Raw genomic sequence first — 25090 nt, forward strand, 5'->3', positions numbered from 1 at the left:
ATGGTTCCTCTCCTCTTTGCTCTAGCTACGCAGAGCAAGGCGCATGAGTTTTGGTTGGAGCCACAAAATTATCAATCCGACGCAGGCGCAACCATCAATATCGACATTCGCAACGGAGAAGACTTCAAGGGCCTTACGCTCAGCTGGTTCGATCCGCGCATTCAGGCGGCGTTTATCAATGACGGAACACTCAGCGACTACAAGGGTTTGCCGGGCGATCTTCCCGGAATGAAAGTCACGGTTGGCGACGGGTTGACCGTGGTGGGCTATGCCTCGACCCTGTCGCGGTTGACCTATGACAGCTGGGAAAAAACGCTCAGCTTCGCCAGCCACAAGGATTTTCCGTGGTTCACCGCCCGCCACGCCGACCGCGGCCTGCCGCAGGACAGCGTGACCGAAGGCTACTGGCGGTTCTCGAAGACCCTGATTTCGGGCCCCGAGGCGACGGGCGCGGACGCCCCCATGGGGTTTGAAACCGAATTCGTCGCGCTGACAAACCCTTACGCGAACGCAGACCAGATGACCGTCCGGCTTCTGTATCAATCCGAACCCCGCGCCGACGCGCAGGTCGAGATGTGGGAGAAATCCTCGGAAGGTGTCACCAGAACCCTGCACCGCACCGATGCGGGCGGCACGGTCACCCTGCCCGTCAAACCCGGCCACGCCTACATGATCGACGCCGTCGTGCTGCGAGAGCCCGCCTCGGCGGAGGCGATCGAGAAGGGTGTGATGTGGGAAAGCCTCTGGGCCAACATGACCTTTGCCGTTCCGGAATAGCTGGACGGCGCACGGCTTTGACGTCATATGCCGGGCATGACCGGCTCATCCGATATCCTCTGCATTGGTTCTGTCCTGTGGGACATCATCGGGCGCTCGGCCTCTGTCATGCGGCAGGGTTCGGACGTGCCGGGCCGCATCACCCGCCTGCCCGGCGGTGTCGCGATGAACATCGCCATGGCCGCCGCGCGGTTCGGGCTGAACCCTGTACTTCTGACCGCCGTGGGTCGTGACCCCGAGGGGGACGAACTGATCGCCGCCTGCGAAAGCCTGGGCACCGACACCACGCATGTCTACCGTTCGGACGATCTGCCGACGGACCGGTACATGGCGGTCGAGGGCGCGAACGGCCTGATCGCGGCCATTGCCGATGCGCATTCGCTGGAAGCAGCTGGCGACAAGATCCTGCGACCGCTGACAAAAGGCCCGCTCGGTACCACCGAGGCACCGTTCGAAGGCCGCATCGCGCTGGACGGCAACCTGACCCGCGCGCTCTTGGAAACCATTGCCGTCTCGCCGGCCTTTGCGCGGGCCGATCTGCGCGTTGCGCCCGCCAGCCCCGGCAAAGCCGAACGCCTGCGGCCCTTCCTGACCCACACCCGCGCCATGCTCTACGTCAATCTCGAAGAAGCCGGGCTGCTGTGTCAGACCACCTTCAAGACGGCGGCCGAGGGCGCAGAGGGCCTGATCGCGCGCGGCGCCGCCCGCGTCACCGTCACCGATGGCGGCCGTTCGGCCGCCGAAGCCACGCCCGAGGGCGTCATCACCGGCACCCCGCCGGAAGTTCTGGTCACCCGCGTGACCGGCGCCGGTGACACCTTCATGGCCGCCCATATCGCCGCCGAGGCCGAGGGCGCCGACCGCGAAACCGCGCTGGACCGCGCGTTGACGGCGGCGGCGCGCTATGTCTCGGGCGACACTGCACTCTGAGGTTTACATGACAGTCTTCACCTGTTCCCCCGAGGTCGCCGAGGCCCTGGACAACGGCCGCCCCGTGGTCGCGCTGGAAAGCACGATCATCACCCACGGCATGCCCTACCCGCAGAACCTGGAAACCGCGCGCCAGGTCGAAGACGATGTGCGCCAGGGTGGCGCGACGCCGGCCACCATCGCCGTGATCGACGGCACGCTGCACGTCGGCCTGACCGCAGATCAGCTGGAAACGCTGGCGCAGGCCAAGAATGTGGCCAAGCTGTCGCGTGCCGACATGGCCGTCTGCATGGCGCGCGGTGGCACCGGCGCCACCACGGTCGCCGCCACGATGATCGCGGCCCGCCTTGCCGGGATCGAGGTCTTTGCCACCGGCGGCATCGGCGGCGTGCATCGCGGGGCGGAAACCTCGATGGATGTCTCGGCCGATCTGGCCGAACTGGCGCAGACCGCCGTCACGGTCATCTGCGCCGGCGCCAAGGCGATCCTGGACATTCCGCTGACGCTCGAGGTGCTGGAAACCAACGGCGTGCCGGTCATTGCCTATGGGCAGGACGATCTGCCGGCCTTCTGGTCGCAATCCTCGGGCCTGAAGGCGCCGCTGCGGCTGGACGACCCGGCCCAGATCGCGCGTGCGCAACGCACCCGGGCCGATCTCGGCCTGCCCGGTGGTCAGCTGATCGCCAATCCCGTGCCCGCAGCCGACGAGATCCCGCGGGACGAGATCGAACCGATCATCCGCCGCGCGCTGGACGAGGCGGCCGAACAGGGCATCACCGCCAAGGCCGTCACGCCTTTCCTGCTGGACCGGATCTTCGCGCTGACCTCGGGCCGGTCACTGGCCACCAATATCGCGCTGGTGCGCAACAACGCCCGGCTGGCCGCGCAAATCGCCTGCGAATTGTCCAAAATGCCTGCGAAACCGGTGAAATAACGGCGACCTCCCATTGCCGTTAACCGTTCCAGTGCCTAGGTTCTGGGCGAACTTCTGGAACGGACCCGAATGAACGACCCGCTGAGCGAACCGCAAAACCGCCCTGGCCTTCTGGCCCGCCTGCGGTCGTCCTTCCTGACGGGTATCGTGGTCATCCTGCCTGTCGGGCTGACCATTTGGCTGCTCTGGACCCTGGCCGGCTGGATCGACGGCGTTGTCCTGCCGCTGGTGCCCCAGACCTTCCAGCCCGAAAAGTACATCGGCATCAACCTGCGCGGTGTCGGGATCATCTTCTTCCTGGTCTTCACCATCGTCATCGGCTGGATCGCAAAGGGCCTGATCGGCCGGTCGCTGATCCGCTATGCCGAAACGCTGGTTGACCGGATGCCGTTCGTGCGCTCGATCTATTCCGGCGCCAAGCAGCTGGCCGAAACGGTCTTTGCCCAGTCCGAGCGCAGCTTTGAACGCGCCTGCCTGATCCAGTACCCCCGCAAGGGCATCTGGGCCATCGGCTTCGTGTCGACCGAAGCCAAGGGCGAAGTCGCGGGCCGGGCAGAAACCAGCTCTCCGCTTCTGTCGGTCTTCGTGCCGACGACACCCAACCCGACCTCCGGCTTCCTGCTGTTCTTCCCGCAGGAGGACGTGATCGAGCTCGACATGACGATCGAGGATGCGGCCAAGCTGGTGATCTCGGCTGGGCTGGTCTATCCGAACGCCAAGGACCCGACCAAGCCGCCGCGCAACGCCTAGTCGAGCATCGGGCGGATATCGACCGAGGACCGCTTGTTCAGGTTCGCCTTGTCGGTCTTCAGAAACCGCTCTGCCGCCGTACGCCCCGCATCCTTGAGCGTCGCCAGAAGCACCGGGTTCGGCAACATCTTGGTGGCCACGGACAATTCGCGCATCAGGCTGTCGTCGGCGATCATGTGCACCAGCACGTTTTTCATCGCGCCCTTGGGCACCTGGCCGTTGGCGATCAGACCCTGCACGAAGGCGATGGCCCGCAATTCTCGCAGAAGCGATGAATTGAAGCTGATCTCGTTCACCCGGTTTTCGATCTGCTGCGGCGTCTTCGGGATCTCGTCCCGTTCAAGCGGGTTGATGTTCACCACCACAATGTCGTCCGGCAAGTCCTTGTCGAACAACGGAAACAACGCCGGATTGCCGGTGTATCCACCGTCCCAGTAGGCTTCCTTTCGGCCCGTCTTGGGATCGTCGATCTCGACCGCCTGGAACAGCGACGGCAGGCAGGCCGAGGCCAGGATCGCCTCGGTCGTGATCTGGTCGCGGGTGAAGATCCGTACCTTGCCGGTGCGCACGTTGGTGGCGCAGACGAACAGCCGCGGCCCGTCTTCCGCGCAGACCCCTTCGTAATCGAACCCGGCCACGACGGGTTCAAGCGGGTTGCGATAGAACGGGCCGTAAGCATAGGGCGATGTGTAGTTTTTCAGAACGTCCGCCGCGATCACGGGCGGTGAATATTCGATCGCCGCCGCCAGTTCGGGCGTCGAGGGCATCATCCATTTCTCGAAGAACGACAGCGGCGTCGTGACGAAGGCCGGCAATCGCAGGTCGTCCACCGCCCCCATCCGGGCCCAGAGCGCGTTCAGCGTGTCCTTTGCCCCCTCGCGCCCGCCGCGCATCCACCCGGCCTTGTAGGCCGCGCCATTCAGCGCCCCGGCCGAGGTGCCGGATATCCCCGCCACCTCGATGCTCTCGTCCTCCAGCAGCCGGTCCAGCACGCCCCATGTGAAGGCGCCATGCGCGCCCCCGCCCTGAAGCGCCAGATTGATCCGCTTGACCATGGCTCAGGCCGCCGTCCAGCCCCCGTCGACCGGAAGCGGCTGACCTGTGATCTGCGCCGCCGCGTCGGAACACAGGAACACCGCCAGCCCGCCGATCTGTTCGACGGTCGCGAACTGCTTGGACGGCTGCTTGGCCAGGATCACCTTCTCGACGACCTCGTCTTCGGACATGTTGTATTCCTTGGCGGTGTCGGGGATCTGCGCCTCGACCAGCGGGGTCAGCACGTATCCGGGGCAGATCGCATTGGCGGTGATGTTTTCCTTGGCGGTTTCCAGCGCCACGGTCTTGGTCATGCCGACCACGCCGTGTTTCGCGGTGATATAGGCCGACTTGAAGGGCGACGCGCGCAGACCATGCGCCGAGGCGACGTTGATCACACGCCCCCAGCCGGCCTTGCGCATCAGCGGCAGCGCGGCGGCAGTGGTGTGAAAGGCCGAGGACATGTTGATCGCAATGATCGCATCCCACTTCTCGACCGGGAACTCATCGATCGGCGCGACATGCTGGATGCCCGCGTTGTTCACAAGGATATCGCAGGCCCCGGCCTTTTCGATCAGCTTGCGGCAGTCGTCACCCTTGGACATGTCCGCTTGGACATAGCGCGCCTCTACGCCGAATTCCGCCGCCAGGTCGAACGCCAGCTTGTGGTCCTCGTCCCGATCGGTAAAGGAGTTCAAAACGATGTTCGCCCCGGCCTCGGCCAGCGCGCGTGCAATGCCCAGCCCGATACCCGAATTCGATCCCGTGATAACGGCGGTTTTTCCTGTGAGAGACATGGTGGACTCCTCTTCGATATCCTTTGGTCAGCATAGATGCTGCACCTGCAAAGGAAACCGGGAAGATCACGCCCGGTTCCGGGGCTGAGGCGCAATGTCGCGAGCGCTAACATCGCCGCCCCGTCCGGCCGCACGATTCGCCACGGTTAACGCAGGGTTATCGAAAGACGCTCATGCCCCGCAGAGCCAACACATGAACAAAAAAAACCCCGGCACGAAGCCGGGGTCTAGTTATTGAGGCAGGTTTCATACAGGCAAGAAACCTATCGAGCAGTGCCCTCTTTATATGCCTTCCCTCGCCGTCTTCCAAGCTAAAAGTTTGAAAACGCGATGAACCGCAGATACCGTCCGGGCCAAACAGATAAGGGTGAGCAGGGATTGTTGCCAAAATGAGGCCACATTTTTTCGTTACGTCATATGTCATCGCAGCCGCCGTTTCGGCCATTGCGGTCCCCGGTTCAGCCGTGGCGGAGCCCCGCCATGGCATAGCTATGTATGGGCAACCGGCGCTTCCACCCGATTTTGTGTCGCTGCCCTACGTGAACCCCGACGCCCCCAAGGGTGGTCGACTGATCAGCGGCAATGAAGGCGGGTTCGACAGCCTCAATCCTTTCGTCATCACCGGCAATCCACCTTGGCAGCTGCGCTTCATCCTGACCGAAGGCCTGATGTACCGCAGCCAGGACGAACCCTTCACCGTCTATGGCCTTCTGGCCGAATCGATCGACACCCCCGACGACCGGTCCTGGGCCGAATTCACCCTGCGCGAAGGCGCGCGGTTTTCTGACGGCGACCCGGTGACGGTCGAGGACGTGATCTGGAGCTACGAGACACTCGGCACCCAAGGTAACGCGCGTTACCGGGGGCTCTGGTCGCAGATCGAGTCCGTCGAACAGACCGGGCCGCGTTCGGTTCGCTTTACCTTCAACCGGCTGGACCGTGAACTTCCGCTGCTGGTCGGGCTTCAGCCGATTCTCAAGAAGGCCCAATTCGCCGACCGCAGCTTTACCTCGCTCAGCCTCGAAGAGGCACCGATCGGCACCGCGCCCTACTACGTGTCGGCCTATGAACCCGCGCGGTCGGTCACCCTGACCCGCAACGACGACTATTGGGGCAGGGACCTTCCGATCCGGCGCGGCACCAACAACTTCGACGAGATCAAGATCGAATTCTACGGCGACAGCGCGGTGCTGTTCGAAGGATTCAAGGGCGGTGAGATCAGCTATATCCGCGAATTCAACGCCGAGAAATGGAACCGCGACTATGGCTTCCCCGCCGTGCAGCGCGGCGACGTGGTGCTGTCGGAAATCCCCTCGGGTCGGCCGTCCGGGATCACCGGCTATGTCATGAACACCCGTCGCGCGCCGTTCGACGACATCCGGGTCCGTGACGCGATGATCCACGCCTTCAACTTCGAAAGCATCAATGAAACCATGACCGGCGGCCGCCAGCCGCGCATCACCTCATACTTTTCGCGCAGCGATCTGGGGATGCAGGACGGCCCCGCCACCGACCGCGTGAAAGACCTGCTGACGCCCTTCGCCGCCGACATTCCCGAAGGCGCGCTGGACGGCTATGCCCTGCCCGTCTCGGACGGCACGCAGCGCAACCGGCGCAACCTGCGCAAGGCCGTCGCGCTGCTGAATGACGCGGGCTGGCAGGCCGGGTCCGACGGGGTGCTGCGCAACACTGACGGCGCACCTTTCCGCTTTACACTGCTGCTGCGGCAGGGCGCGACCGAGCTGCAGACCATCGCGGATCTCTACCTCAAGGCGCTTGAGCGGCTGGGCATGCAGGTTCGGATCGAGGTCGTCGACAACGCCGCCTACCAGATGCGGATCACCGATTTCGATTTCGACATGACCGACATAAGGCGCCAGTTCTCGCTGTCACCCGGCAACGACCAGCGGCTCTACTGGGGATCGACCACCGCCGACGTGCCCGGGTCGCGCAACCTGATGGGTGTCGAAAGCCCCGCCATTGATGCGATGATCGACGCGATGGTCAATTCGGTCACGGCCGAGGATTTCACGGCCGCCACCCGCGCGCTGGACCGTCTGCTGACCGCCGGGCGCTATGTCATCCCGATCCACACCTTTGACGTCGGCCGCATCGCCCACGTCAAGGACATCACCTATCCGGTTGGCAACACACCCCTTTACGGCGACTCGGTCTATTTCCTGCCCGAGGTCTGGTGGCACGCGCCGGACTGACCCGACGCACGTTTCCATGATCGGCGGGAACCGCGACGCGCCGCCGATCATTTCACTTCTGACACGAACACAGGAGTGACCGATGCAGTGGAAAGACATCCAGACCAACTGGGAAGCCTTCACCCCCGCCATCCTTGACCGCTGGCCCGAAGCCGAGGAATCCTCGGTTCTCGCTTTAGACGGCAACCAGACCGACTTCGCCCTCTATCTCTCTGAGGTCACTGGCGAATCCTCTCGGGATACGCTGGCCCAGATCGAAGACTGGCGCATGGGATCGATCCCCACGGACGTGGCCATGGACCCGAACCGCGACAACACCAACATCCTGCACAGCGACCGCCATCTCGGCCCCGGCGAAGAGGTGTCGGATCGCGATGACCTGTTCGGCGACGACAACGAGGCCGAGCCGCCTGTCGGACGGTCCTGACGCGGTCCCGCCTTTGCGCGGGCCGACATCGGCGGCGGACGGTTGCCCCTTGCACCCGGCCCCGCCGATGCTAACCCTAGGCGCATGAAATCCGTCTTCGATCACGGGCCTTTTGCGCCCTGTCCCGCGCCGTTCAACATGGCGGCCCATGTCCTTGCCCATGCCGACCGTCTGGCCGACAAGGTCGCCCTGTCGATCATCGGCCTCTCGGGCGCCGAGCGCTGGTCGTACGGTCGCCTGTCTGCCGCCGTGCGCGGCACCGCGACCGGTTTGTTGCAGAACGGATTTGCCCCGGGTGATATCCTGTTGATGCGGTTGGGAAATTCGGTTGAGTTTCCCATTGCCTACCTGGCCGCCATCACCGTCGGAATGGTGCCTGTTCCGACCTCGTCGCAGCTGACCGCGCGGGAAGTCGCCAAGATGATCGCCGGATTGAAACCTGCGGGTATCCTGCACGATCCCGCGGTGGCCATCGCAGATACGGACCTGCCGGTCATCGACACCGACGCGCTGCGTGCCATGCGCGACCTGCCCCCGGCGGACTTTGACATGGGCGATCCAGAACGCCTTGGCTATATCGTCTATACCTCTGGAACTTCGGGAAATCCCCGCGCCGTGATGCATGCGCACCGGGCCATCTGGGCGCGCCAGATGATGCACCGCGACTGGTATGACCTGCATGAAGACGACCGTCTTCTGCACGCCGGCGCCTTTAACTGGACCTATACGCTAGGCACCGGGCTGATGGATCCCTGGTCGGTCGGTGCGACCGCCCTGATCCCCGCCGAAGGTGTGCCCGCCGACGCTCTGCCACTGTTGATGAAACGGCACGAGGCGACGATGTTTGCTGCAGCCCCAGGGGTTTACAGGAAGATCCTTTCACAGAATGAACAGATCGTTCTGCCAAAACTGCGACACGGCCTGACCGCAGGCGAGAAGGTCTCGGACCAGATCCGCAATGATTGGCGCGCGGCCGGCGGGGGCGAGATGTACGAGGCCTTCGGCATGTCCGAATGTTCGACCTTCATCTCCGGCTCGCCCACGACCCCCGCCAAGCCCGGCGCGCTTGGCAAACCGCAAGACGGGCGCCGCGTCGCGATCCTTGGCCCCGATGGCCCCGTCGCCTTGGGAGAGGAAGGCGTGATCGCCGTTCACAAGGACGATCCGGGGCTGATGCTGGGCTATCTGGGTGCGATGGACGAAGCCCAGTCGCGGATGCAGGGTGACTGGTTCCTGACCGGCGATCATGGGCGGATGGATGAGGACGGCCAGATCACCTACATGGCCCGCGCCGACGACATGATGAACGCAGGCGGCTACCGCGTGTCTCCGATCGAGGTCGAAAGCGCGCTGTCAGACATCCCCGGCATCACCGAAATCGGCGTCACCGACTGCGAGGTCAAGGCCGATGCGCGCCTGATCATCGCCTTCTACACCGGGCCCGAGCCGCTGGACGAGGCGCAGCTCGCATCGCTCGCCGCCGAGCGGTTGGCCCGATACAAACAACCCCGCGCATTCCTTCATGTGAAGGACATGCCGCGCAATCCGAACGGCAAGCTTTTGCGCCGCGCCCTGCGCGACGTCTGGGCCGCCCGCCAGAACGCCCGTCAGAAAGACTGAAGACCATGGAAACCGGAAACGTCGTCAAGCTTGACATCATCTCGGACCCGATCTGCCCCTGGTGCTACATCGGCAAGACCCAGCTGGAGCGCGCCCTGACCGAGCGCCCCGACCATCCCTTCGTGATCGAATGGCACCCCTTCCAGCTGAACCCCGACATGCCGCGCGAAGGCATGTCCCGCGCCGATTACCTGCGCACCAAGTTCGGCGACCGCGCGGACGAGATCTATGGCCAGATCGGCGCGCATTTCGACAAGATCGGGCTTGAAGCCAACCTGGGCGACATCACCCGCACGCCGAACACGCTGGATGCACACCGCATGATCCACTGGGCCGGGGTCGAGGCCAAGCAGAACGCCATGGTCGACGCGCTCTTCCGCGCCAACTTCGTCGAAGGACGCGACATCGGCGATCATGACGTGCTGGCGGATCTGGCCGACGGGATCGGCATGGACGCCTCGGTCGTGCTGCGGTTGCTGCAAAGCGACGCGGACGAACAGATGATCCGCGACCGCGACGCCCATTCGCGTGAAATGGGGGTGAACGCCGTGCCGACCTTCATCGTGGCCAGCCAGCACGCGGTGCCGGGCGCGCAGCCCCCGGACCTGTGGGTCAAGGTCATCGACGAGATGATGGGCAAATGACACCGGATCGGCATGGGTCCACCCGCCCTTGCCGATTTGACCCGCCTTGCGACATGGCCTTGGTCGGACCAGCATGATAGCAGGGCCGCAGTCCGTGCCGAAGGCCCCCATGTCCAGCAAGATCTCTCAGTCCGAATTCATCGCCATGATGGCCATGATGGTTGCAACCGTTGCGTTCTCCATCGACTCCATGCTGCCGGCCATGCCGGAAATCGCGCAGGACCTTGCGCCCGACGCGCCCAACCGCGCACAGCTGATCCTGTCGGCCTTCATCGTCGGCATGGGCGCGGGCACGCTGTTCACCGGGCCCCTGTCGGACACTTTCGGACGCAAGACGATCATCAACCTTGGCGCGGCGCTTTATATCCTGGGCGCCACCCTGGCCTGGGCCGCCCCCACGATGGAGCTGATGGTCGCCGCCCGCGTCATGCAGGGCATCGGCGCCGCCGGGCCGCGTATCGTGTCGCTGGCCATCGTCCGCGATCTTTATTCGGGTCGCGAGATGGCCCGGATCGTCAGCTTCATCATGGTGATCTTCACCCTTGTGCCGGCCCTGGCGCCCTTCCTGGGGGAAATCGTCATCAACATCGGCGGCTGGCGGTCGATCTTCCTGTCGTTCCTGGCCTTCGCCGTGATCTCGACCCTGTGGCTGAACGTGCGCCTGGCGGAACCCCTGCCGGTCGCCGATCGCCGCCCGTTCCGGACCTCGGCCATCTGGGCCGCCACGAAAGAGATGATGTCCCTGCCCATGGTGCGCGGGTCGATCTATGTGCAGACCATCATCTTCTCGGTCCTGTTCACCGCGATCTCGCTGATCCAGCCGACCTTCGATCTGATCTTCGACAAGGGCGCGCAATTCGCGCTGTATTTCTTCGGCATCGGCATGTTCTGCGGCACGTCATCGCTGGTGAACGCGGCCTTCGTGGTGCGCTACGGAATGCGCGCAATCATCACGCTTGCCGTACTGGCAACCGCCGCCACCACGGCGATCATGCTGATCATCACCCTGTCGGGCGTCAGCGGGCCGGTTTATTTCTGGATCTTCGTGCTGTGGCAGATCACCATTTTCTACCAGATGGGCCTGACGATCGGAAACCTGAACGCGCTTGCGATGGAACCCCTGGGCCATATCGCGGGCCTTGCGGCCAGCGTCATGGGGGCCATCGCCACCATCTGCGGCGGAATCATCGCCACGCTGATCGCGCAGACCTTCAACGGCACGACCCTGCCCCAGATCCTCGGCTCTCTGGTGCTGCTGCTGCTCGCCGTGCCGATGCTTCTTAAGATGCGCAGGCTGGATCGGCCGACGGACGTGGTCGTGCACGGCGATTGATCCCTTCGTAATCATTCGGCGTTACGCCCCGGGTCGAAACTTCCCCAGCCTTGCGCTTTGCGCTAGGTAGCGGACATACCCCTCGATCCGAAGGAGCCACGGATGACGAAGATCAAGGTCGACAACCCGATCGTAGAGATGGACGGGGACGAGATGACCCGGATCATCTGGCAGTTCATCAAGGACAAGCTGATCCTGCCGTACCTCGATATCGATCTGCTCTACTACGATCTGGGGATGGAGGAACGCGACCGCACCGAAGACCAGATCACCATCGACGCGGCCATGAAGACCAAGGAGGTCGGGGTCGCCGTCAAATGCGCCACGATCACGCCGGATGAAGCGCGGGTCGAGGAATTCGGCCTCAAGAAGATGTGGAAGTCGCCCAATGGCACGATCCGCAACATCCTGGGCGGCGTGGTGTTCCGCCAGCCGATCATCTGCCGCAACGTGCCGCGTCTGGTGCCGGGCTGGACCAAGCCCATTGTCATCGGGCGCCATGCCTTTGGCGATCAGTACAAGGCCACCGATTTCACCTTTCCGGGTGCGGGCAAGCTGACGATGAAGTTCGAAGGCAGCGACGGCACGGTGATCGAGAAGGACGTCTTCGACGCGCCTTCGGCCGGGGTCTATCAGGCGATGTACAACCTCGACGACTCCATCCGCGACTTCGCCCGTGCCTCGCTCAACTACGGGCTGATGCTGGGCTGGCCGGTCTACCTGTCAACCAAGAACACCATCCTCAAGGCCTATGACGGCCGCTTCAAGGACATCTTCCAGGAGGTGTTCGAGCAGGAGTTCGAGGAAGAATTCAAGAAGAAGAAGATCTGGTACGAACACCGCCTGATCGACGACATGGTCGCCTGCTGCATGAAGTGGAACGGCGGATTTGTCTGGGCCTGCAAGAACTACGACGGCGATGTTCAGTCCGACACCGTGGCGCAGGGGTTCGGATCGCTCGGCCTGATGACCTCCCAGCTGATGACGCCCGATGGCAAGATCGTCGAGGCCGAGGCCGCGCATGGCACCGTCACCCGTCACTATCGCCAGCATCAGGCAGGCGAAGCGACCTCGACCAACTCCATCGCCTCGATCTACGCCTGGACCGGCGGGCTCAAGCACCGCGCCAAGCTCGACGACAACGCCAAGCTGATGGACTTCGCGACGACGCTGGAAAAGGTCATCGTCGACACGGTGGAAAGCGGCCATATGACCAAGGATCTGGCGCTGCTGGTCGGGCCGGATCAGGGCTGGCTGACCACCATGGGCTTTCTGGAAAAGATCGACGAAAACCTCAACAAGGCTCTTGCCGGATAAATCGTTCTGTAAAAGAAAAGGCAGGCGGATCAACCGCCTGCCAATCGTTCTGCTACCAATAGGGCCCGAGCCTCACGCCGCTTGGCGTTCGTGACGGCCCTCTTCGATCTCTTCGATGATCTTTGCGACGAAAGCGTCCAGATCGCCCGGGTTGCGCGAGGTGATGATGCCCTTGTCGGTCGCGACCTCGCTGTCTTCCCACAGGCCGCCCGCGTTTTCGACATCGGTGCGGATCGACGGATAGGATGTGACCTTGCGGCCCTTCACGATCCCGGCCTCGACCAGCATCCAGGGGCCGTGGCAGATCGCGGCGACAACCTTGCCGCCGTCGTGCATGGCCTTCACGAATTCGACGGCCGCCTTTTCGGTGCGCAGGATGTCGGGGTTGATCTGACCACCTGGTAGCACGATCGCGTCGTAATCTTCGGCTTTCACGTCGGCCAGCGCATGCTGCACCTCGGCCTCGCGGCCCCAGTCCTTGTCGTCCCAGCCCTTGATGGCCTTGCCGTCGGGCGACACGACGTGCACCTCGGCCCCGGCCTCGCGCAGCTTGTCGCGCGGCACTTCCAATTCGCTCTGTTCAAAGCCGTTGGTGGACAGGATGATGATGCGGGCGTTCTTGATATCGGTCATGGTGAACTCCGTTCTGATGGGTCGGGCCGTGGCCCGTTGTTCGACCAACACGACCCCCCGCTGCCCGGTTCCTGAGCAATCGCGCACAATTCGGCAAATGACGTGCCGTATCACTGGACAGGTCCGCAATGCTGACCTATCTGCCGGAACATGCCAGCACCATTTCCAATCCCGACCGAATACCGTCACAAACACACCGTGATCGAGGACATCCAGGGCCTGTCGATCTCGCTTGTCACGGCCTCGGTCGGGATCACCTTTCTGGCCTCGCTCGGCTTCATCACGGGCCAGACGGCAGGCATCGCCCTGATCATCAGCTATCTCACCGGCCTCAGCTTCGGCACGGTCTTCTGGCTGGTGAACCTGCCCTTCTACGCCTTCGCCTGGCGCAGGCTGGGCGCGGAATTCACCCTGAAATCAATCCTCTGCGTAACGGTCCTGTCGCTGATGGTCGACTATCTGCCGCTTGGCATGCAGTTTGCCCACCTCAACCCGGTGCTGGGCACGGTGATCTTTGGTGTGCTGACCGGCTTTGGCCTGCTGGGCACCTTCCGGCACAAGGGGTCCCTGGGCGGGCTGGGCGTCGTGGCGCTGATGATCCAGGACCGGACCGGGTTTCGCGCTGGCTATGTCCAACTGATCGCGGATGCGGTGATTTTCGCCACCGCCGCCTTCCTGTTCGACGCCCGCGTGATCCTGTTCTCGCTTTTCGGGGCGGCCGTGCTGAATAGCGTCATCGCCTTCAACCACGACCGCGACCGCTATATCGCCGACTGATCGCACTTGGGGAACCACTCAGGCCCCATTCAGGGCAGAGACACCTGCCCGCCCCCAACCGCCATCTTCACGCCGGTCGTCGACGGACCCGAGGTCGCCAGCCCCCGCGCCACCCGCACTGCAAGGTAGCCAAAGGCCTGCGCTTCCAGCATATCACCGTCCAGCCCGACCTCCTCGACCGGGTCGACCGGACAATCGAGCGCGACGCGCAGCATCTCCATCAGCACCGGGTTCCGCCGCCCGCCACCGCAGACCAGCAGGCGCTCGGGCGGCTCAGGGCAATGCTCCATCCCGCGCAGGACGGCCGCCGCCGCCATGCCCGTCAGGGTCGCCGCGGCGTCTTCATCGCCCAGCTCGCGCACCAGCGACATCATTTCCGGAAACGCGTTACGATCCAATGACTTGGGAGGCATTCGTGAGAAATAGGGGTCGTCCAGAAACAGCTCCAACGCGCCAGTTTCCACCTGTCCCGCCATGGCCAGCTTGCCGTCCTCGTCATAATCCAGCCCCCGCCGGTCCTGGATCAGGTCGTTGATCGGCGCATTCGCGGGCCCGGTATCGAAGGCCAGTACCGCGCCCTCGTCCTCGGCCCGCGCCACGCGGGGATCGACCCAGGTCAGGTTCCCCACGCCCCCAAGGTTCAGAAAGGCCAGCGGCCCCTGCGCGCCGATCCAGCGCGCGCAGGCGTGATGGAAGAACGGCACCAGCGGCGCGCCTTCGCCGCCCAGACCGACGTCGGCGGACCGGAAATCCCACACCACCGGCACCCCCAGTTCCGCCGCCAGCAGATCGCCATCCCCCACCTGGTGCGTGCCGCGCCCGCGTGGATCATGCGCCAGCGTCTGGCCGTGAAAGCCAACGATCTCGACATCGCGGAACCGCGACAACAGCGCCTCATGCGCCGCCATGACGACCCGGCTGGCCTCGACCACACCCGGATCGTTCGGCCAGCACCCCAGGGCCGCGTGCAACACCCGCCTCTGGTCGGCCGAATAGGTCAGGTAATCGCTTTCCCCGAACCCCAGGATGTCGATGCCATCCGTCACCACAACCGCCGCATCCACCCCGTCAAGCGAGGTGCCCGACATCGCGCCCAGGGCGCGAACCGGACCTTTCTTCGCCAATGCCTTCGACACGGTCTTTTCCTTTGCCTGCCTGCTGCCTATAGAGTGCCCTGCACCTAACCCCGGGACAAGAGACATGACATACCATCCCAAGTCAGACTTCATGGCGACCATCATGCAGCGTGGCTTCATCGCCGACTGCACTGATTATCAGGCGCTGGACGAAGCCCTGAACAAGGGGATGGTGACCGCCTATATCGGCTATGACGCGACAGCGAAATCGCTGCACGTCGGCCACCTGATGAACATCATGATGCTGCGCTGGCTGCAAAAGACCGGGCACCAGCCGATCACGCTGATGGGCGGCGGCACGACCAAGGTGGGCGATCCGTCCTTCCGCGCCGACGAACGCCCCCTGCTGACCGCCGACCAGATCGACGACAACATCGGCGGCATGCAGAAGGTCTTCGCGCAGTACCTCGATTACGACACCGCGACGAACCCGGCCTTGATGCTGAACAACGCCGAATGGCTCGACAGCCTCAACTACCTGGAATTCCTGCGCGACATCGGGCGGCATTTCTCGGTCAACCGGATGCTGTCGTTTGAATCGGTGAAATCCCGGCTCGATCGCGAACAGTCGCTGTCGTTCCTCGAATTCAACTACATGATCCTGCAGGCCTATGACTTCCTCGAACTCAACCGCCGCTACGGCTGCCTGTTGCAGATGGGCGGGTCCGACCAGTGGGGCAACATCGTCAACGGGATCGACCTGACGCGCCGCGTGCTCGACAATGAAATCTACGGGCTGACCACGCCGCTGCTGACGACCTCGGACGGCAAGAAGATGGGCAAATCCGCCAACGGCGCCGTCTGGCTGAACGGTGAGATGCTCTCTCCTTATGAATTCTGGCAATTCTGGCGCAATTCGACCGACGCCGACGTGGGCCGGTTCCTCAAGATCTTCTCGGAACTGCCCTTGGACGAATGCGACCGGCTTGGCGCACTTGGCGGGTCGGAAATCAACGAGGCCAAGGTGATCCTCGCCAACGAGGCGACGACCCTGCTGCACGGAGCCGAGGCCGCGGCGGCCGCCGAACAGACCGCCCGCGAAGTCTTTGAAAAAGGTGGCGTCGGGGATGACCTGCCCACGCTTGAACTGTCTGCGGAAGAGGTCGGCGACGGCATCTCGGTCGCGCAGCTGATCGTGCGTACCGGCCTTGCCAAGACCGGCAAGGAAGCCAAACGCCTGATCGCCGACAACGGCGCCCGCATCGACGACGCGCCGCTGACCGACGCGGGCCTGATGCTGGACGCGGCGGCGCTGGCCTCTCCGGTCAAGCTGTCGGCCGGCAAGAAACGCCACGCGCTGGTCAAGCTCGCCGGATGATCCTGCACTGCCGCGTGCCACCGGGCCTCGTCCGGTGGCCGCACCTCGCACTGGTCCTTGCGCTCTCGGCCCACGGCGCCCAGGCCGATGACTGGTCCGACCGCAAGTGCGCGCTGTATCAAGACGCCGTCACCGATGCCCTGCACGCCTTGGGCGCCGACGGCATCCGCCCGGAATTCACCGACCAGAACGAAGCCTTCCTCGCGGGCGGCTGTACCGGCCCCGAAAAGGTCTGCGCCGTGACGCCCGAAGAACGCGCGCTTGCCGACATGCTGACCGTCATGACCATGAACGAAGGCATGGCCAGCACCTTCGTGCCCTTCGCCTGCCCCGACTGACCCGCTTCTTCTGGTCCGAAATACCTCGGGGGAGGTCCGCAGGACCGGGGGCAGCGCCCCCGAAACCCGTTGAAATCCCCGCACCCGCGCCCTATATCAAGTCCGTCGGGCAACCGACTATGGACATAAACGCGCTCGTAATAAGCGGATCGGACCCGGGGGCGGTACCCGGCGGCTCCACCAACCACCATCCGGCGCCATCCTTCGTTTGGGGATGTCTTCGGGGTCGAGGGGCCGAAATAGGATCGACGAACGTCTAAAGGGGTTTGCTTTGTCCCGGTGAGATACCACCGTTATCGGTTCAAACAGTACAATTGCAAACGACAATCGTGCTCCGGTTGCTCTGGCTGCGTAAGCAGTTCGAGGAATCGAAATCTAAGTCCTTGCGCCTAGCAGCGTAAGGCGGGGTTCGCAGGTACCTGGCAACAGAAACCTGCACTTTCCAAAATATTTCAGGCACCTGGCAACAGAAGCCTGCACTTTCCCCAACAATTCAGGCACTTGGCGCGGCAAGCCGTATTCCCATCACACATCGCCTGTCAAGGGAAACGCCTTGCGAAACGCGGCCTCTCCAGTCTGCGTGAAGGCGACGACCCGGCTGCCCGTCTCGCGCCGCGCCCACCCCCGGTCCAGCACCATCGTCAACAGGCCAGTGCCAAGCGGCCCCGACAGATGCATCCGCCGTTCGGACCAGTCCAGACATTCCCGACACAGCGGTTTGCGGCTTCCCGTCAGCGCCACCCCCAGCCCGGCAAAGGCGGCGTGGCCCGCATCGGACAGGTCCAGCCCGTCCTGCGCCACCACGATCAGCCCACGTTGCCGCAGGCTGTCATAGGCACGCACCGCCATCTCTCCGGCCAGGTGGTTGTAACAGCTGCGCGCCTTGCGCATGGCGGCGTCGCGCGGGCCTGTCCGAACACGCCTGCGCGCCCCCTGATCCGCCAGCGCCAGAAGCGCCGACAGGGCCTCGGCCACCTCGGCCGTGGCCAGCCGGAAATACCGGTGCCGCCCCTGTTTCTCGACACACAACAGCCCCGCCTCGACCATCCGTGCGAGGTGACCGCTGGCGGTCTGCAGCGTCACGCCCGCCTCACCGGCCAATTCACCCGCCGACAGCGCGCGCCCGTCCAGCAGCGCCAGAAGCATGTGCGCCCGCCCGGGATCGCCGATCAGCGCGGCCACTTCCGATATGTCCGGTCCGTTCCTCATTCCGCCAGCCTAGCACGGGCAGCGCCGGAACACTTCGGTTTCTGCCGAAGCATTCATGCGTCCCGCACGGCTACATCGGGGGCACACCACAAAGGACCCCACATGCTGACCTGCATCATCCAATACCAGATCGACCCGACCAAACGCGCGCAGTTTGAGACCTATGCCCGGACCTGGGGTCAATGCATCCCCCGCAACGGGGCCGAACTGATCGGATACTTCGCCCCGCGCGAGGGTTCATCCACCCTCGCCTACGGCATCTACAACGTCGAAAACCTTGCCGCTTATGAGGCTTACAGGGCAAAGCTCGCCTCCGACCCCCTGGGCCGACAGAACTATGCCTATGCCATGACAGAACGCTTCATCCGGTCCGAAGATCGAACATGGCTGGCACGTGTCGATCAGGGGTGACAGGCTGGCTCTGCGCGGAAAACTGTGACACGACCGTCACATGGCGGCGTTAGGGTCGCAAGAACCCGGGCGGAGCCACCACATGACCCCAAGCTGGACCGAGATGACCCGCGCCTTCGGGCGCATCGGCCTGCTGTCGTTCGGCGGCCCCGCAGCACAGATCGCATTGATGCACGAAGAGCTTGTGGATCGCCGCAACTGGCTGAATGACAAGGACTTTCTGGGCGCCCTGTCCTTCTGCATGCTCCTTCCCGGGCCCGAGGCCATGCAGCTGGCAACCTATACCGGGTGGCGCCTGCGCGGCACCCCGGGCGGCCTGCTTGCCGGGCTTCTGTTCGTGCTGCCCGGCGCCATGGTCATCGCCGCCCTCGCCTTCGCCTATGCCACCTGGGGCGACGTGCCGCTGGTGCGGGACGCTTTCCTGGGGATCAAGGCGCTGGTCATCGCCATCGTCATCCAGGCGCTCTGGAAGGTGTCGAAAAAGGCGCTGACGGGACACGAGGGATGGATCATCGCCGCGCTCGCCTTCGTCGCGATCTTCGCGATTGGTCTGCCGTTCCCGCTGATCATCCTTGGCGCCGGCCTCTACGGGGGGCTGACCGCCCGGTCCGATCACGCCGCCCGTGCGACGCCGGCCAGTTGGGGCCGCTCGGCGCGCACGGCGACGCTCTGGGCGGCTCTCTGGGCGGCGCCGCTGCTGCCGCTCTGGCTTGCTGACCAGGACTTCCTGCTGACCCTGTCGCTTTTCTTCGCCAAGCTCGCCGTCGTCACCTTTGGCGGCGCCTACGCCGTGCTGGCCTACATGACGCAGGCCGTGGTCGAAACCCACGGCTGGCTCGGCACCACCCAGATGATCGATGCGCTTGGCCTTGCCGAAACCACGCCCGGCCCGCTGATCCTGGTGACCCAGTTCACCGCGCATCTTGCCGGGATCGGTGCAGGGGGCTGGCCCATGGGAGCCCTCGCCGGGATTATGGCGCTGTGGATGACCTTTGTGCCCTGTTTTCTATGGATCTTCACCCTCGCCCCGCATGTCGAGGCGCTGTTGTCGAACCCACGCCTGAAATCTGCTCTGACCGCGATCACCGCCGCCGTGGTCGGCGTGATCCTCAACCTGAGCCTCTGGTTCGCGCTGCATGTTCTGTTTGCGCAGGTCGACACCACAGGCGCGCTGCCCATCCCCGATCCGGCCTCACTCGACCTGCGTGCGGCCTGTTTCACCGGTCTCGCCGCGCTTCTGATCTTCGCCATCCGCCTGCCCCTTTTGCCATCTCTCGCGGCGATGGCAGCCATTGCGACGGGAACCGGCATGATCCTGTCGATTTGAGGCCATACAGAGCTTTTGTTTTGCCACGAATCTCCTATGCTCGGGTCCGAAGGGTGTTGGAACACAAGATGTCGCGTTCAATTGACTATGGAAACCTGATGCACCGCGCGATGCGGGGCCTGATTCAGGAAGTTTTGGAAGATGTTGCCAACTCGGGACTTCCCGGGAACCACCACTTCTTCATCACCTTCGACACCACGCACGAAGATGCGGAACTGGCGGACTGGCTCAAGGATCGCTACCCGACCGAAATGACCGTGGTGCTGCAGCACTGGTTCGACGCGCTCGAGGTCGACGACGAAGGCTTCGCCATCACCCTGAACTTCGGTGATTCTCCGGAACGGCTGCGGATTCCCTTCGATGCGATCCTGACATTCGTGGATCCCTCTGTCGAATTCGGCCTGCGGTTCGAAACCCAGGACGACGGCAGCGACGACGAGGATGAGGACGAGCCCGATCCGGCGCATCCCCTGCGGGAAGAAAAATCCCCGGCGGACCAAGGCGATGGATCCGAAAGCACCGGCCAGAACGCCGATGTCGTCCAGTTGGACAAGTTCCGCAAGTAACCGCAACCGTATGAAATTTTTGTAAAAACCGGAAACCCGGCTTGCGTGGTGCGGGGGATCCGGCGTTCAGTTCCGTCACAGGATGACAAGGGAACTGATCCGTCATGGCCAGCGATTTTACCGTTTTTCTGGGCGAAATGATGCGCAACCCGTTCGAGGTATCGGCCATCGCGCCCTCCTCGGCCGCCGTCGCGCGCAAGATGACCGAAGGGGTCGAACATGTCACCGGACCGATCGTCGAAATCGGCCCCGGCACGGGCAGTTTCACGAAGGAAATCCTGCGACGCGGCGTCTCGCCCGACCGGCTGATCCTGATGGAGCTCAACCCGCGCTTCTGCGACGAACTGCGCCAGAAGTTTCCCGGGGTGCATGTGATCAACCGCCCCGCGCAGGACATCGAACAGATCGGCGTCGAAAACCTCGGCTGCGTGATCTCGGGCGTGCCGGTCCTGGCCCGTCCGCAGATCCAGAAAGAGGTCGTCGGCCGCGCCTTCAACGTGCTGGCCCCCGAGGGTATCTTTGTGCAGATCACCTATTCTCCGAACGCGCCGATCCCCGAAGACGTGCAGGCCCGGATGGGCATCACCGGCACCAAACGCGGCACCGTCTGGGCCAACCTGCCGCCCGCGCGCGTGTTCGAATTCCGCAGGAAATTCCAGTAACGCCAGAACGTTACGACGCAGAACGAACGATCACTTAAGGCGGTATTCCAGCAGATCCAGGAAGACCGCCGCATGTTCTCGCATCACCTCGACCTTGTCGATGCTGCGCGACGCGGTCCACAGGCCGTTGGCGAAGATCATCGTCGTGCGGGCCAGCGCCCGGCGATGTGCAACCGGCAGGCGCGACGCCTGTTCCCGCTCCAACGCCTTGGCGAAGGCGCTTTCCATGCGATCGTTGTGCTCTTGCACCTTCGCGGCGATCTCGGGGTCATGCGGCGCGGTTTCCGTCGCGGCGTTGACCACGAAGCACCCCGGCCCCGGCAGGCCGATCCCTTCCGCCATCTCGACCATCCGGCCGAAATAGCCGACAATCGCCGCCAGCCCATCCCCGGACCCTGTCACCGGGTTCAGGATCGGCGCCACGACATGTTCGTGATAGCGCGGAAAACAGGCGAGATAGAGAGCCTTCTTGCCACCGTAATCGGCATAGATCCCGTGACGGCTGACCCCGGTCTTCTTGACCAGCTTGTCCATCGACGTGGCTTCGTACCCACCCCACCAAAACTGCGCGAGAGCGCCATCGGCAAGACTTTCGGGCGTATGTGAGGGTTTACGTGGCATACCTCATCTATGTCGGAACACGTGTTCTGACACAAGATATATTTGCAGGGCCCACCAACTTTTTTCCCCCGATTGCGCGCCCCCGGGCGACCGCGTATAGCGGGCGCAACGTCAAGTATCGGAGTACGCCACGATGACCCAGACCCGCACCGAAAGCGACAGTTTCGGCCCGCTTGAAGTTCCGTCAGACAAGTACTGGGGCGCGCAGACGCAGCGCTCGATCATGAACTTCCCCATTGGCTGGGAAAAGCAGCCCGTCGCCATCGTGCGCGCCCTTGGCGTCATCAAGAAGGCCTGTGCCATCGCCAACCGCGACAGCGGCGCTCTGGACGGCAAACTGGCCGAGGCGATCATCCAGGCGGCTGGTGAGGTCGTCGATGGCAAGTTCGACGACAACTTCCCCCTGGTGGTCTGGCAGACCGGGTCCGGCACCCAGTCGAACATGAACGCGAACGAGGTCATCGCGAACCGCGCGATCGAAATCCTCGGTGGCGTGATCGGGTCCAAGGATCCGGTGCACCCGAACGATCACTGCAACATGGGCCAGTCGTCGAACGACACCTTCCCGACGGCCATGCACATCGCCGCGGCCACCACCGTACGGGACGTTCTGCTTCCCGGGCTGACCAAACTTGCGACAGGTCTGGAAGCCAAGTCTAAAGAATTCGACGATATTATCAAGATCGGCCGGACCCACACCCAGGACGCGACCCCGCTGACCCTGGGCCAGGAATTCTCGGGCTACGCCGCGCAGATCCGCAACGGCATCAAGCGCATCGAAATGGCGCTGCCGGGGATCTATGAACTCGCCCAGGGTGGTACCGCCGTCGGCACCGGGCTCAACACCAAACATGGCTGGGGCGAAACCGTCGCCGGGCACATGGCCGACATCACCGGCCTGCCCTTCGTCACCGCCCCCAACAAGTTCGAAGCGCTCGCTGCCCATGACGCCATGGTCTTCATGTCCGGCGCGCTCGCGACCGTGGCCGGCGCCATGTACAAGATCGCCAACGACATCCGTTTCCTCGGCTCCGGCCCCCGCTCGGGCCTGGGCGAACTGATCCTGCCGGAAAACGAACCCGGCTCGTCGATCATGCCCGGCAAGGTCAACCCGACCCAGGCCGAGGCGATGACCCAGGTCGCCGCCCACGTCATGGGCAACGACGCTGCGATGAAGTTCGCGGGCTCTCAGGGGCACTTTGAACTCAACGTCTATAACCCGATGATGTCCTACAACCTGCTGCAATCCATGCAGCTTCTGGGGGACGTCGCGGACAGCTTCACCGAACGCATGCTCAATGGCATCGAGGCGAACAAGCCCCGCATCCAGAAGCTGATGGAGGAATCGCTGATGCTGGTGACGGCGCTGGCCCCGACTATCGGCTACGACAATGCCACCAAGGTCGCCAAGACCGCGCACAAGAACGGCACCACCTTGAAGGAAGAGGCGATCGCCCTTGGCTTCGTCGATGCCGAAACCTTCGACAAGGTCGTGCGTCCCGAAGACATGATCGGGCCCAAGGCCTGATCGAAGCCCATCAACAGGAAAAGGCGGCCCTTGGGAGCCGCCTTTTTAATTGGCTTAATCTCTGTTCAGGCGGACGTCTTCTTCCGCCGCAGCGCAGCCAAGCCGGCCAGCCCACCCACTAAAAGTGGAAGCCCTGCCGGCAGTGGGACTGCGGGAGTCGAGATCGTGACCGCGATCGATCCGGTATTGTCGGAATTGTTGGAATCCAAGTTCCAGAGCAGAAGTTCACCGTTGCCCCAAGCCGTGGTCGTGCCGCTGACCCCGAGGGCCATGAAGCTACCGCCAATGGATCCGACAAGCGTGCCGTAGGGCGCCGAGACGTCGACGTGGGTATGGTTACCGAAATCGCTGACGGCCAATCCGTCCGCATTGCCCTCACGCGGCGGCGGGTCGCTGCCCAAGCGCCAAAGGTCCGCGACATCGGTCCACCACGAGAACGTGTCGCCCGTGTTCAGGATGAAACCGGTCGCAAACCCACTGCCTCCGCCCGTGGAGTTGGCGGCCGATTGCACGTCGAAGGTCGCTGAGGCTGCCATCCCAGCCACGGGCAGAACCGCGACGGTGACAGCAAGAAGATAGGGCCTAATATTCATAAAAATCACCTTTCAAAACTCGTGAGCGTTTGAAGATGATACCAGACGATCCGGTTTTCACAAACACCAGAAAGCGTTGAACGGATCCCGACAATGGTCTCGACAATCGTTGCCTATAGGATACGCTCATTGGATGTCCAAGGTCATCAACCTCAACCGCTTCCGCAAGGAAAAGACCCGCGCCGACAAGCGCGCGAAAGGGGATGTCAATTCCGCGAAGTTTGGCCGGACCAAGGCTGAGAAGCAGCTGACCGAGGCGCAACGGGAAAAAGACGTGCGTAGCCTTGACGGGCACAAGCGCGATCGTGACGGCACATGACCGCGCGACCGCAGAAACGGTCGCTGACCCTGCATGGTCATCGCACCAGCGTATCCCTGGAAGAAACGTTCTGGAAAGCCTTCCGCGACATCGCGAAGGCGCGCGACATGCCGATCAATGCCCTGGCGGCCGAGATCGACGAGGCGCGTGGGACGGACGCCGGATTGGCCTCGGCCATCCGGGTCTACATCCTTGATTACTATCGCAGATAGTTATTCGGCCGCGGCTGCGCTGCCGTCCGACGATCCGCCTTCGCCACCGTCACCTGCATCGCGCTTGGCGCGCGGCTTGCGGTTGTAGGTGCGCTTGGGCTTGGACTTGGGCTCTTCCGCTGCGTCGGTCTTGCTTTCCGGCGTCTCGACCAGTCCGCTTTCCGTCTCGGCTTCGGCCACCTCGATGATGTCGGGCTGTTCGGACGACCCGGGATCGGCAGGCGTGTCGGACGATGCGTTGTCCTGATCCTGACGGGCGCGGTCACGGTCGCGGTCGGCCTGACGCTTGCGGTTGTCGGCCTCCTGCTGTTCGCGCTGCTTGTCCTGATCCTTCTGCGCCGCACCCAGCATCCGAAGATAGTGTTCGGCGTGCTGCTGGAAGTTTTCGGTCGCAACACGGTCACCGGACAGCTGCGCATCGCGCGCCAGCTGGTTGTACTTGTCGATGATCTGCTGCGGGGTACCGCGCACCTTGCCTTCCGGACCGGAGCTGTCAAACACCCGGTTCACGATGTTTCCGACAGACCGGTTACGGTTCGACTTGTTGCGCGAACGTGATTTCGAAGATCTCATGGGCCTCTGTTGAGCCTTGCTGATTGGGCTGTCGTTTGCGCTGGCCTGCGCTGAATTGCGCGGAGGCGGCGATCGACACTGTGGGCTTAA

At 63.5% G+C, this 25090-nt stretch carries 28 protein-coding genes and 1 other RNA gene; 21 read left to right on the forward strand and 8 right to left on the reverse strand.

What is annotated here, in order from left to right:
- The 4 genes from E4S58_RS07225 (at position 1) to E4S58_RS07240 (ending at position 3391) form a co-directional block, all read left to right on the forward strand.
- Positions 1-777 (forward strand): DUF4198 domain-containing protein, encoded by a 777-nt coding sequence (locus E4S58_RS07225; RefSeq protein ID WP_276605906.1) that lies wholly within the window; start codon positions 1-3, stop codon positions 775-777.
- Between the two features lie 36 nt (positions 778-813).
- Positions 814-1707, forward strand: a complete 894-nt coding sequence (locus E4S58_RS07230; protein WP_136635643.1) for a PfkB family carbohydrate kinase — start codon at positions 814-816, stop codon at positions 1705-1707.
- Between the two features lie 7 nt (positions 1708-1714).
- Complete coding sequence (locus tag E4S58_RS07235) at positions 1715-2641, forward strand: pseudouridine-5'-phosphate glycosidase (protein ID WP_136635644.1); 927 nt, start codon at positions 1715-1717, stop codon at positions 2639-2641.
- A gap of 69 nt (positions 2642-2710) precedes the next feature.
- Positions 2711-3391, forward strand: a complete 681-nt coding sequence (locus E4S58_RS07240) for a DUF502 domain-containing protein (protein ID WP_136635645.1) — start codon at positions 2711-2713, stop codon at positions 3389-3391.
- Here E4S58_RS07240 and E4S58_RS07245 read toward each other — a convergent pair.
- Entirely contained in the window at positions 3388-4446 is a 1059-nt protein-coding gene (locus E4S58_RS07245; RefSeq protein WP_136635646.1) for a patatin-like phospholipase family protein, read from the reverse strand. The two genes, E4S58_RS07240 and E4S58_RS07245, sit on opposite strands and share 4 nt — an antisense overlap.
- Before the next feature lie 3 nt (positions 4447-4449).
- Complete coding sequence (locus E4S58_RS07250) at positions 4450-5223, reverse strand: 3-hydroxybutyrate dehydrogenase (RefSeq protein ID WP_136635647.1); 774 nt, start codon at positions 5221-5223, stop codon at positions 4450-4452.
- 389 nt (positions 5224-5612) lie between these two features.
- Between E4S58_RS07250 and E4S58_RS07255 the strand changes: the two genes are divergently transcribed.
- From E4S58_RS07255 to E4S58_RS07280, 6 genes are all read left to right on the forward strand, one after another.
- Entirely contained in the window at positions 5613-7436 is a 1824-nt protein-coding gene (locus E4S58_RS07255; protein WP_136635648.1) for an extracellular solute-binding protein, read from the forward strand.
- 82 nt (positions 7437-7518) lie between these two features.
- Positions 7519-7863 (forward strand): hypothetical protein, encoded by a 345-nt coding sequence (locus tag E4S58_RS07260; protein ID WP_136635649.1) that lies wholly within the window; start codon positions 7519-7521, stop codon positions 7861-7863.
- Between the two features lie 84 nt (positions 7864-7947).
- The gene (locus E4S58_RS07265; RefSeq protein WP_136635650.1) at positions 7948-9483 is read left to right on the forward strand and encodes a class I adenylate-forming enzyme family protein; all 1536 of its coding nucleotides are present in this window, start codon (positions 7948-7950) and stop codon (positions 9481-9483) included.
- A 5-nt stretch (positions 9484-9488) separates the two neighbouring features.
- Entirely contained in the window at positions 9489-10127 is a 639-nt protein-coding gene (locus E4S58_RS07270) for a DsbA family oxidoreductase (RefSeq protein WP_136635651.1), read from the forward strand.
- A gap of 109 nt (positions 10128-10236) precedes the next feature.
- Entirely contained in the window at positions 10237-11460 is a 1224-nt protein-coding gene (locus E4S58_RS07275; protein ID WP_240789485.1) for an MFS transporter, read from the forward strand.
- Positions 11461-11562: 102 nt separating this feature from the next.
- Positions 11563-12777 (forward strand): NADP-dependent isocitrate dehydrogenase, encoded by a 1215-nt coding sequence (locus E4S58_RS07280; protein WP_136635652.1) that lies wholly within the window; start codon positions 11563-11565, stop codon positions 12775-12777.
- Between the two features lie 72 nt (positions 12778-12849).
- Here E4S58_RS07280 and E4S58_RS07285 read toward each other — a convergent pair whose 3' ends face one another.
- The gene (locus E4S58_RS07285; RefSeq protein WP_136635653.1) at positions 12850-13410 is read right to left on the reverse strand and encodes a type 1 glutamine amidotransferase domain-containing protein; all 561 of its coding nucleotides are present in this window, start codon (positions 13408-13410) and stop codon (positions 12850-12852) included.
- A 150-nt stretch (positions 13411-13560) separates the two neighbouring features.
- On the opposite strand from E4S58_RS07285, the gene E4S58_RS07290 reads away from it, so the two are divergent.
- On the forward strand, positions 13561-14187 hold the full coding sequence (locus E4S58_RS07290) for a YitT family protein (RefSeq protein ID WP_136635654.1): 627 nt from the start codon (positions 13561-13563) through the stop codon (positions 14185-14187).
- 29 nt (positions 14188-14216) lie between these two features.
- On the opposite strand, the gene E4S58_RS07295 is transcribed toward E4S58_RS07290, so the two are convergent.
- Complete coding sequence (locus E4S58_RS07295; RefSeq protein ID WP_205965363.1) at positions 14217-15323, reverse strand: anhydro-N-acetylmuramic acid kinase; 1107 nt, start codon at positions 15321-15323, stop codon at positions 14217-14219.
- Between the two features lie 64 nt (positions 15324-15387).
- Here E4S58_RS07295 and tyrS point away from each other — a divergent pair, with 64 nt between their 5' ends.
- From tyrS to ssrA, 3 genes are all read left to right on the forward strand, one after another.
- Entirely contained in the window at positions 15388-16641 is a 1254-nt protein-coding gene (tyrS, locus tag E4S58_RS07300; protein ID WP_136635656.1) for a tyrosine--tRNA ligase, read from the forward strand.
- Positions 16638-16979: a hypothetical protein gene (locus E4S58_RS07305; RefSeq protein WP_136635657.1), complete on the forward strand. Its 342-nt coding sequence runs from the start codon at positions 16638-16640 to the stop codon at positions 16977-16979. Before tyrS ends, E4S58_RS07305 begins: the two co-directional genes overlap by 4 nt.
- 65 nt (positions 16980-17044) lie before the next feature.
- Positions 17045-17419: a transfer-messenger RNA gene (ssrA, locus tag E4S58_RS07310) on the forward strand.
- A gap of 85 nt (positions 17420-17504) precedes the next feature.
- Here the strand turns inward: ssrA and E4S58_RS07315 are convergent.
- Positions 17505-18188, reverse strand: coding sequence for an ArsR/SmtB family transcription factor (locus E4S58_RS07315; protein WP_136635658.1), 684 nt, complete (start codon positions 18186-18188; stop codon positions 17505-17507).
- A gap of 102 nt (positions 18189-18290) precedes the next feature.
- On the opposite strand from E4S58_RS07315, the gene E4S58_RS07320 reads away from it, so the two are divergent.
- The 4 genes from E4S58_RS07320 to E4S58_RS07335 all read left to right on the forward strand — a co-directional run bounded on the left by E4S58_RS07320 (position 18291) and on the right by E4S58_RS07335 (position 21154).
- Positions 18291-18599, forward strand: coding sequence for an NIPSNAP family protein (locus tag E4S58_RS07320; RefSeq protein ID WP_136635659.1), 309 nt, complete (start codon positions 18291-18293; stop codon positions 18597-18599).
- A gap of 82 nt (positions 18600-18681) precedes the next feature.
- On the forward strand, positions 18682-19926 hold the full coding sequence (gene chrA / locus E4S58_RS07325; RefSeq protein WP_136635660.1) for a chromate efflux transporter: 1245 nt from the start codon (positions 18682-18684) through the stop codon (positions 19924-19926).
- 68 nt (positions 19927-19994) lie between these two features.
- Positions 19995-20492 (forward strand): SspB family protein, encoded by a 498-nt coding sequence (locus tag E4S58_RS07330; RefSeq protein ID WP_136635661.1) that lies wholly within the window; start codon positions 19995-19997, stop codon positions 20490-20492.
- Between the two features lie 104 nt (positions 20493-20596).
- Positions 20597-21154 (forward strand): class I SAM-dependent methyltransferase, encoded by a 558-nt coding sequence (locus E4S58_RS07335; protein ID WP_136635662.1) that lies wholly within the window; start codon positions 20597-20599, stop codon positions 21152-21154.
- Positions 21155-21184: 30 nt separating this feature from the next.
- Here the strand turns inward: E4S58_RS07335 and E4S58_RS07340 are convergent, their stop codons facing one another.
- Positions 21185-21775, reverse strand: a complete 591-nt coding sequence (locus tag E4S58_RS07340) for a TetR/AcrR family transcriptional regulator (RefSeq protein WP_136635663.1) — start codon at positions 21773-21775, stop codon at positions 21185-21187.
- A 133-nt stretch (positions 21776-21908) separates the two neighbouring features.
- Between E4S58_RS07340 and fumC the strand changes: the two genes are divergently transcribed.
- Entirely contained in the window at positions 21909-23303 is a 1395-nt protein-coding gene (fumC, locus tag E4S58_RS07345; protein WP_136635664.1) for a class II fumarate hydratase, read from the forward strand.
- Positions 23304-23368: 65 nt separating this feature from the next.
- Here fumC and E4S58_RS07350 read toward each other — a convergent pair whose 3' ends face one another.
- Positions 23369-23896, reverse strand: coding sequence for a VPLPA-CTERM sorting domain-containing protein (locus E4S58_RS07350; protein WP_136635665.1), 528 nt, complete (start codon positions 23894-23896; stop codon positions 23369-23371).
- A gap of 133 nt (positions 23897-24029) precedes the next feature.
- Between E4S58_RS07350 and E4S58_RS07355 the strand changes: the two genes are divergently transcribed.
- A complete protein-coding gene (locus E4S58_RS07355; RefSeq protein WP_136635666.1) occupies positions 24030-24215 on the forward strand; it encodes a DUF4169 family protein in 186 nt (61 codons plus the stop codon).
- Positions 24212-24427 (forward strand): ribbon-helix-helix domain-containing protein, encoded by a 216-nt coding sequence (locus tag E4S58_RS07360; protein WP_136635667.1) that lies wholly within the window; start codon positions 24212-24214, stop codon positions 24425-24427. The genes E4S58_RS07355 and E4S58_RS07360 overlap by 4 nt, the downstream gene beginning before the upstream one ends.
- Here the strand turns inward: E4S58_RS07360 and E4S58_RS07365 are convergent, their stop codons facing one another.
- Entirely contained in the window at positions 24428-25000 is a 573-nt protein-coding gene (locus E4S58_RS07365; protein WP_136635668.1) for a DUF4167 domain-containing protein, read from the reverse strand.
- Between the last annotated feature and the right edge of the window lie 90 nt (positions 25001-25090).

The organism is Pseudooceanicola onchidii, from assembly GCF_004959925.1.
Lineage (GTDB): Bacteria > Pseudomonadota > Alphaproteobacteria > Rhodobacterales > Rhodobacteraceae > Pseudooceanicola > Pseudooceanicola onchidii.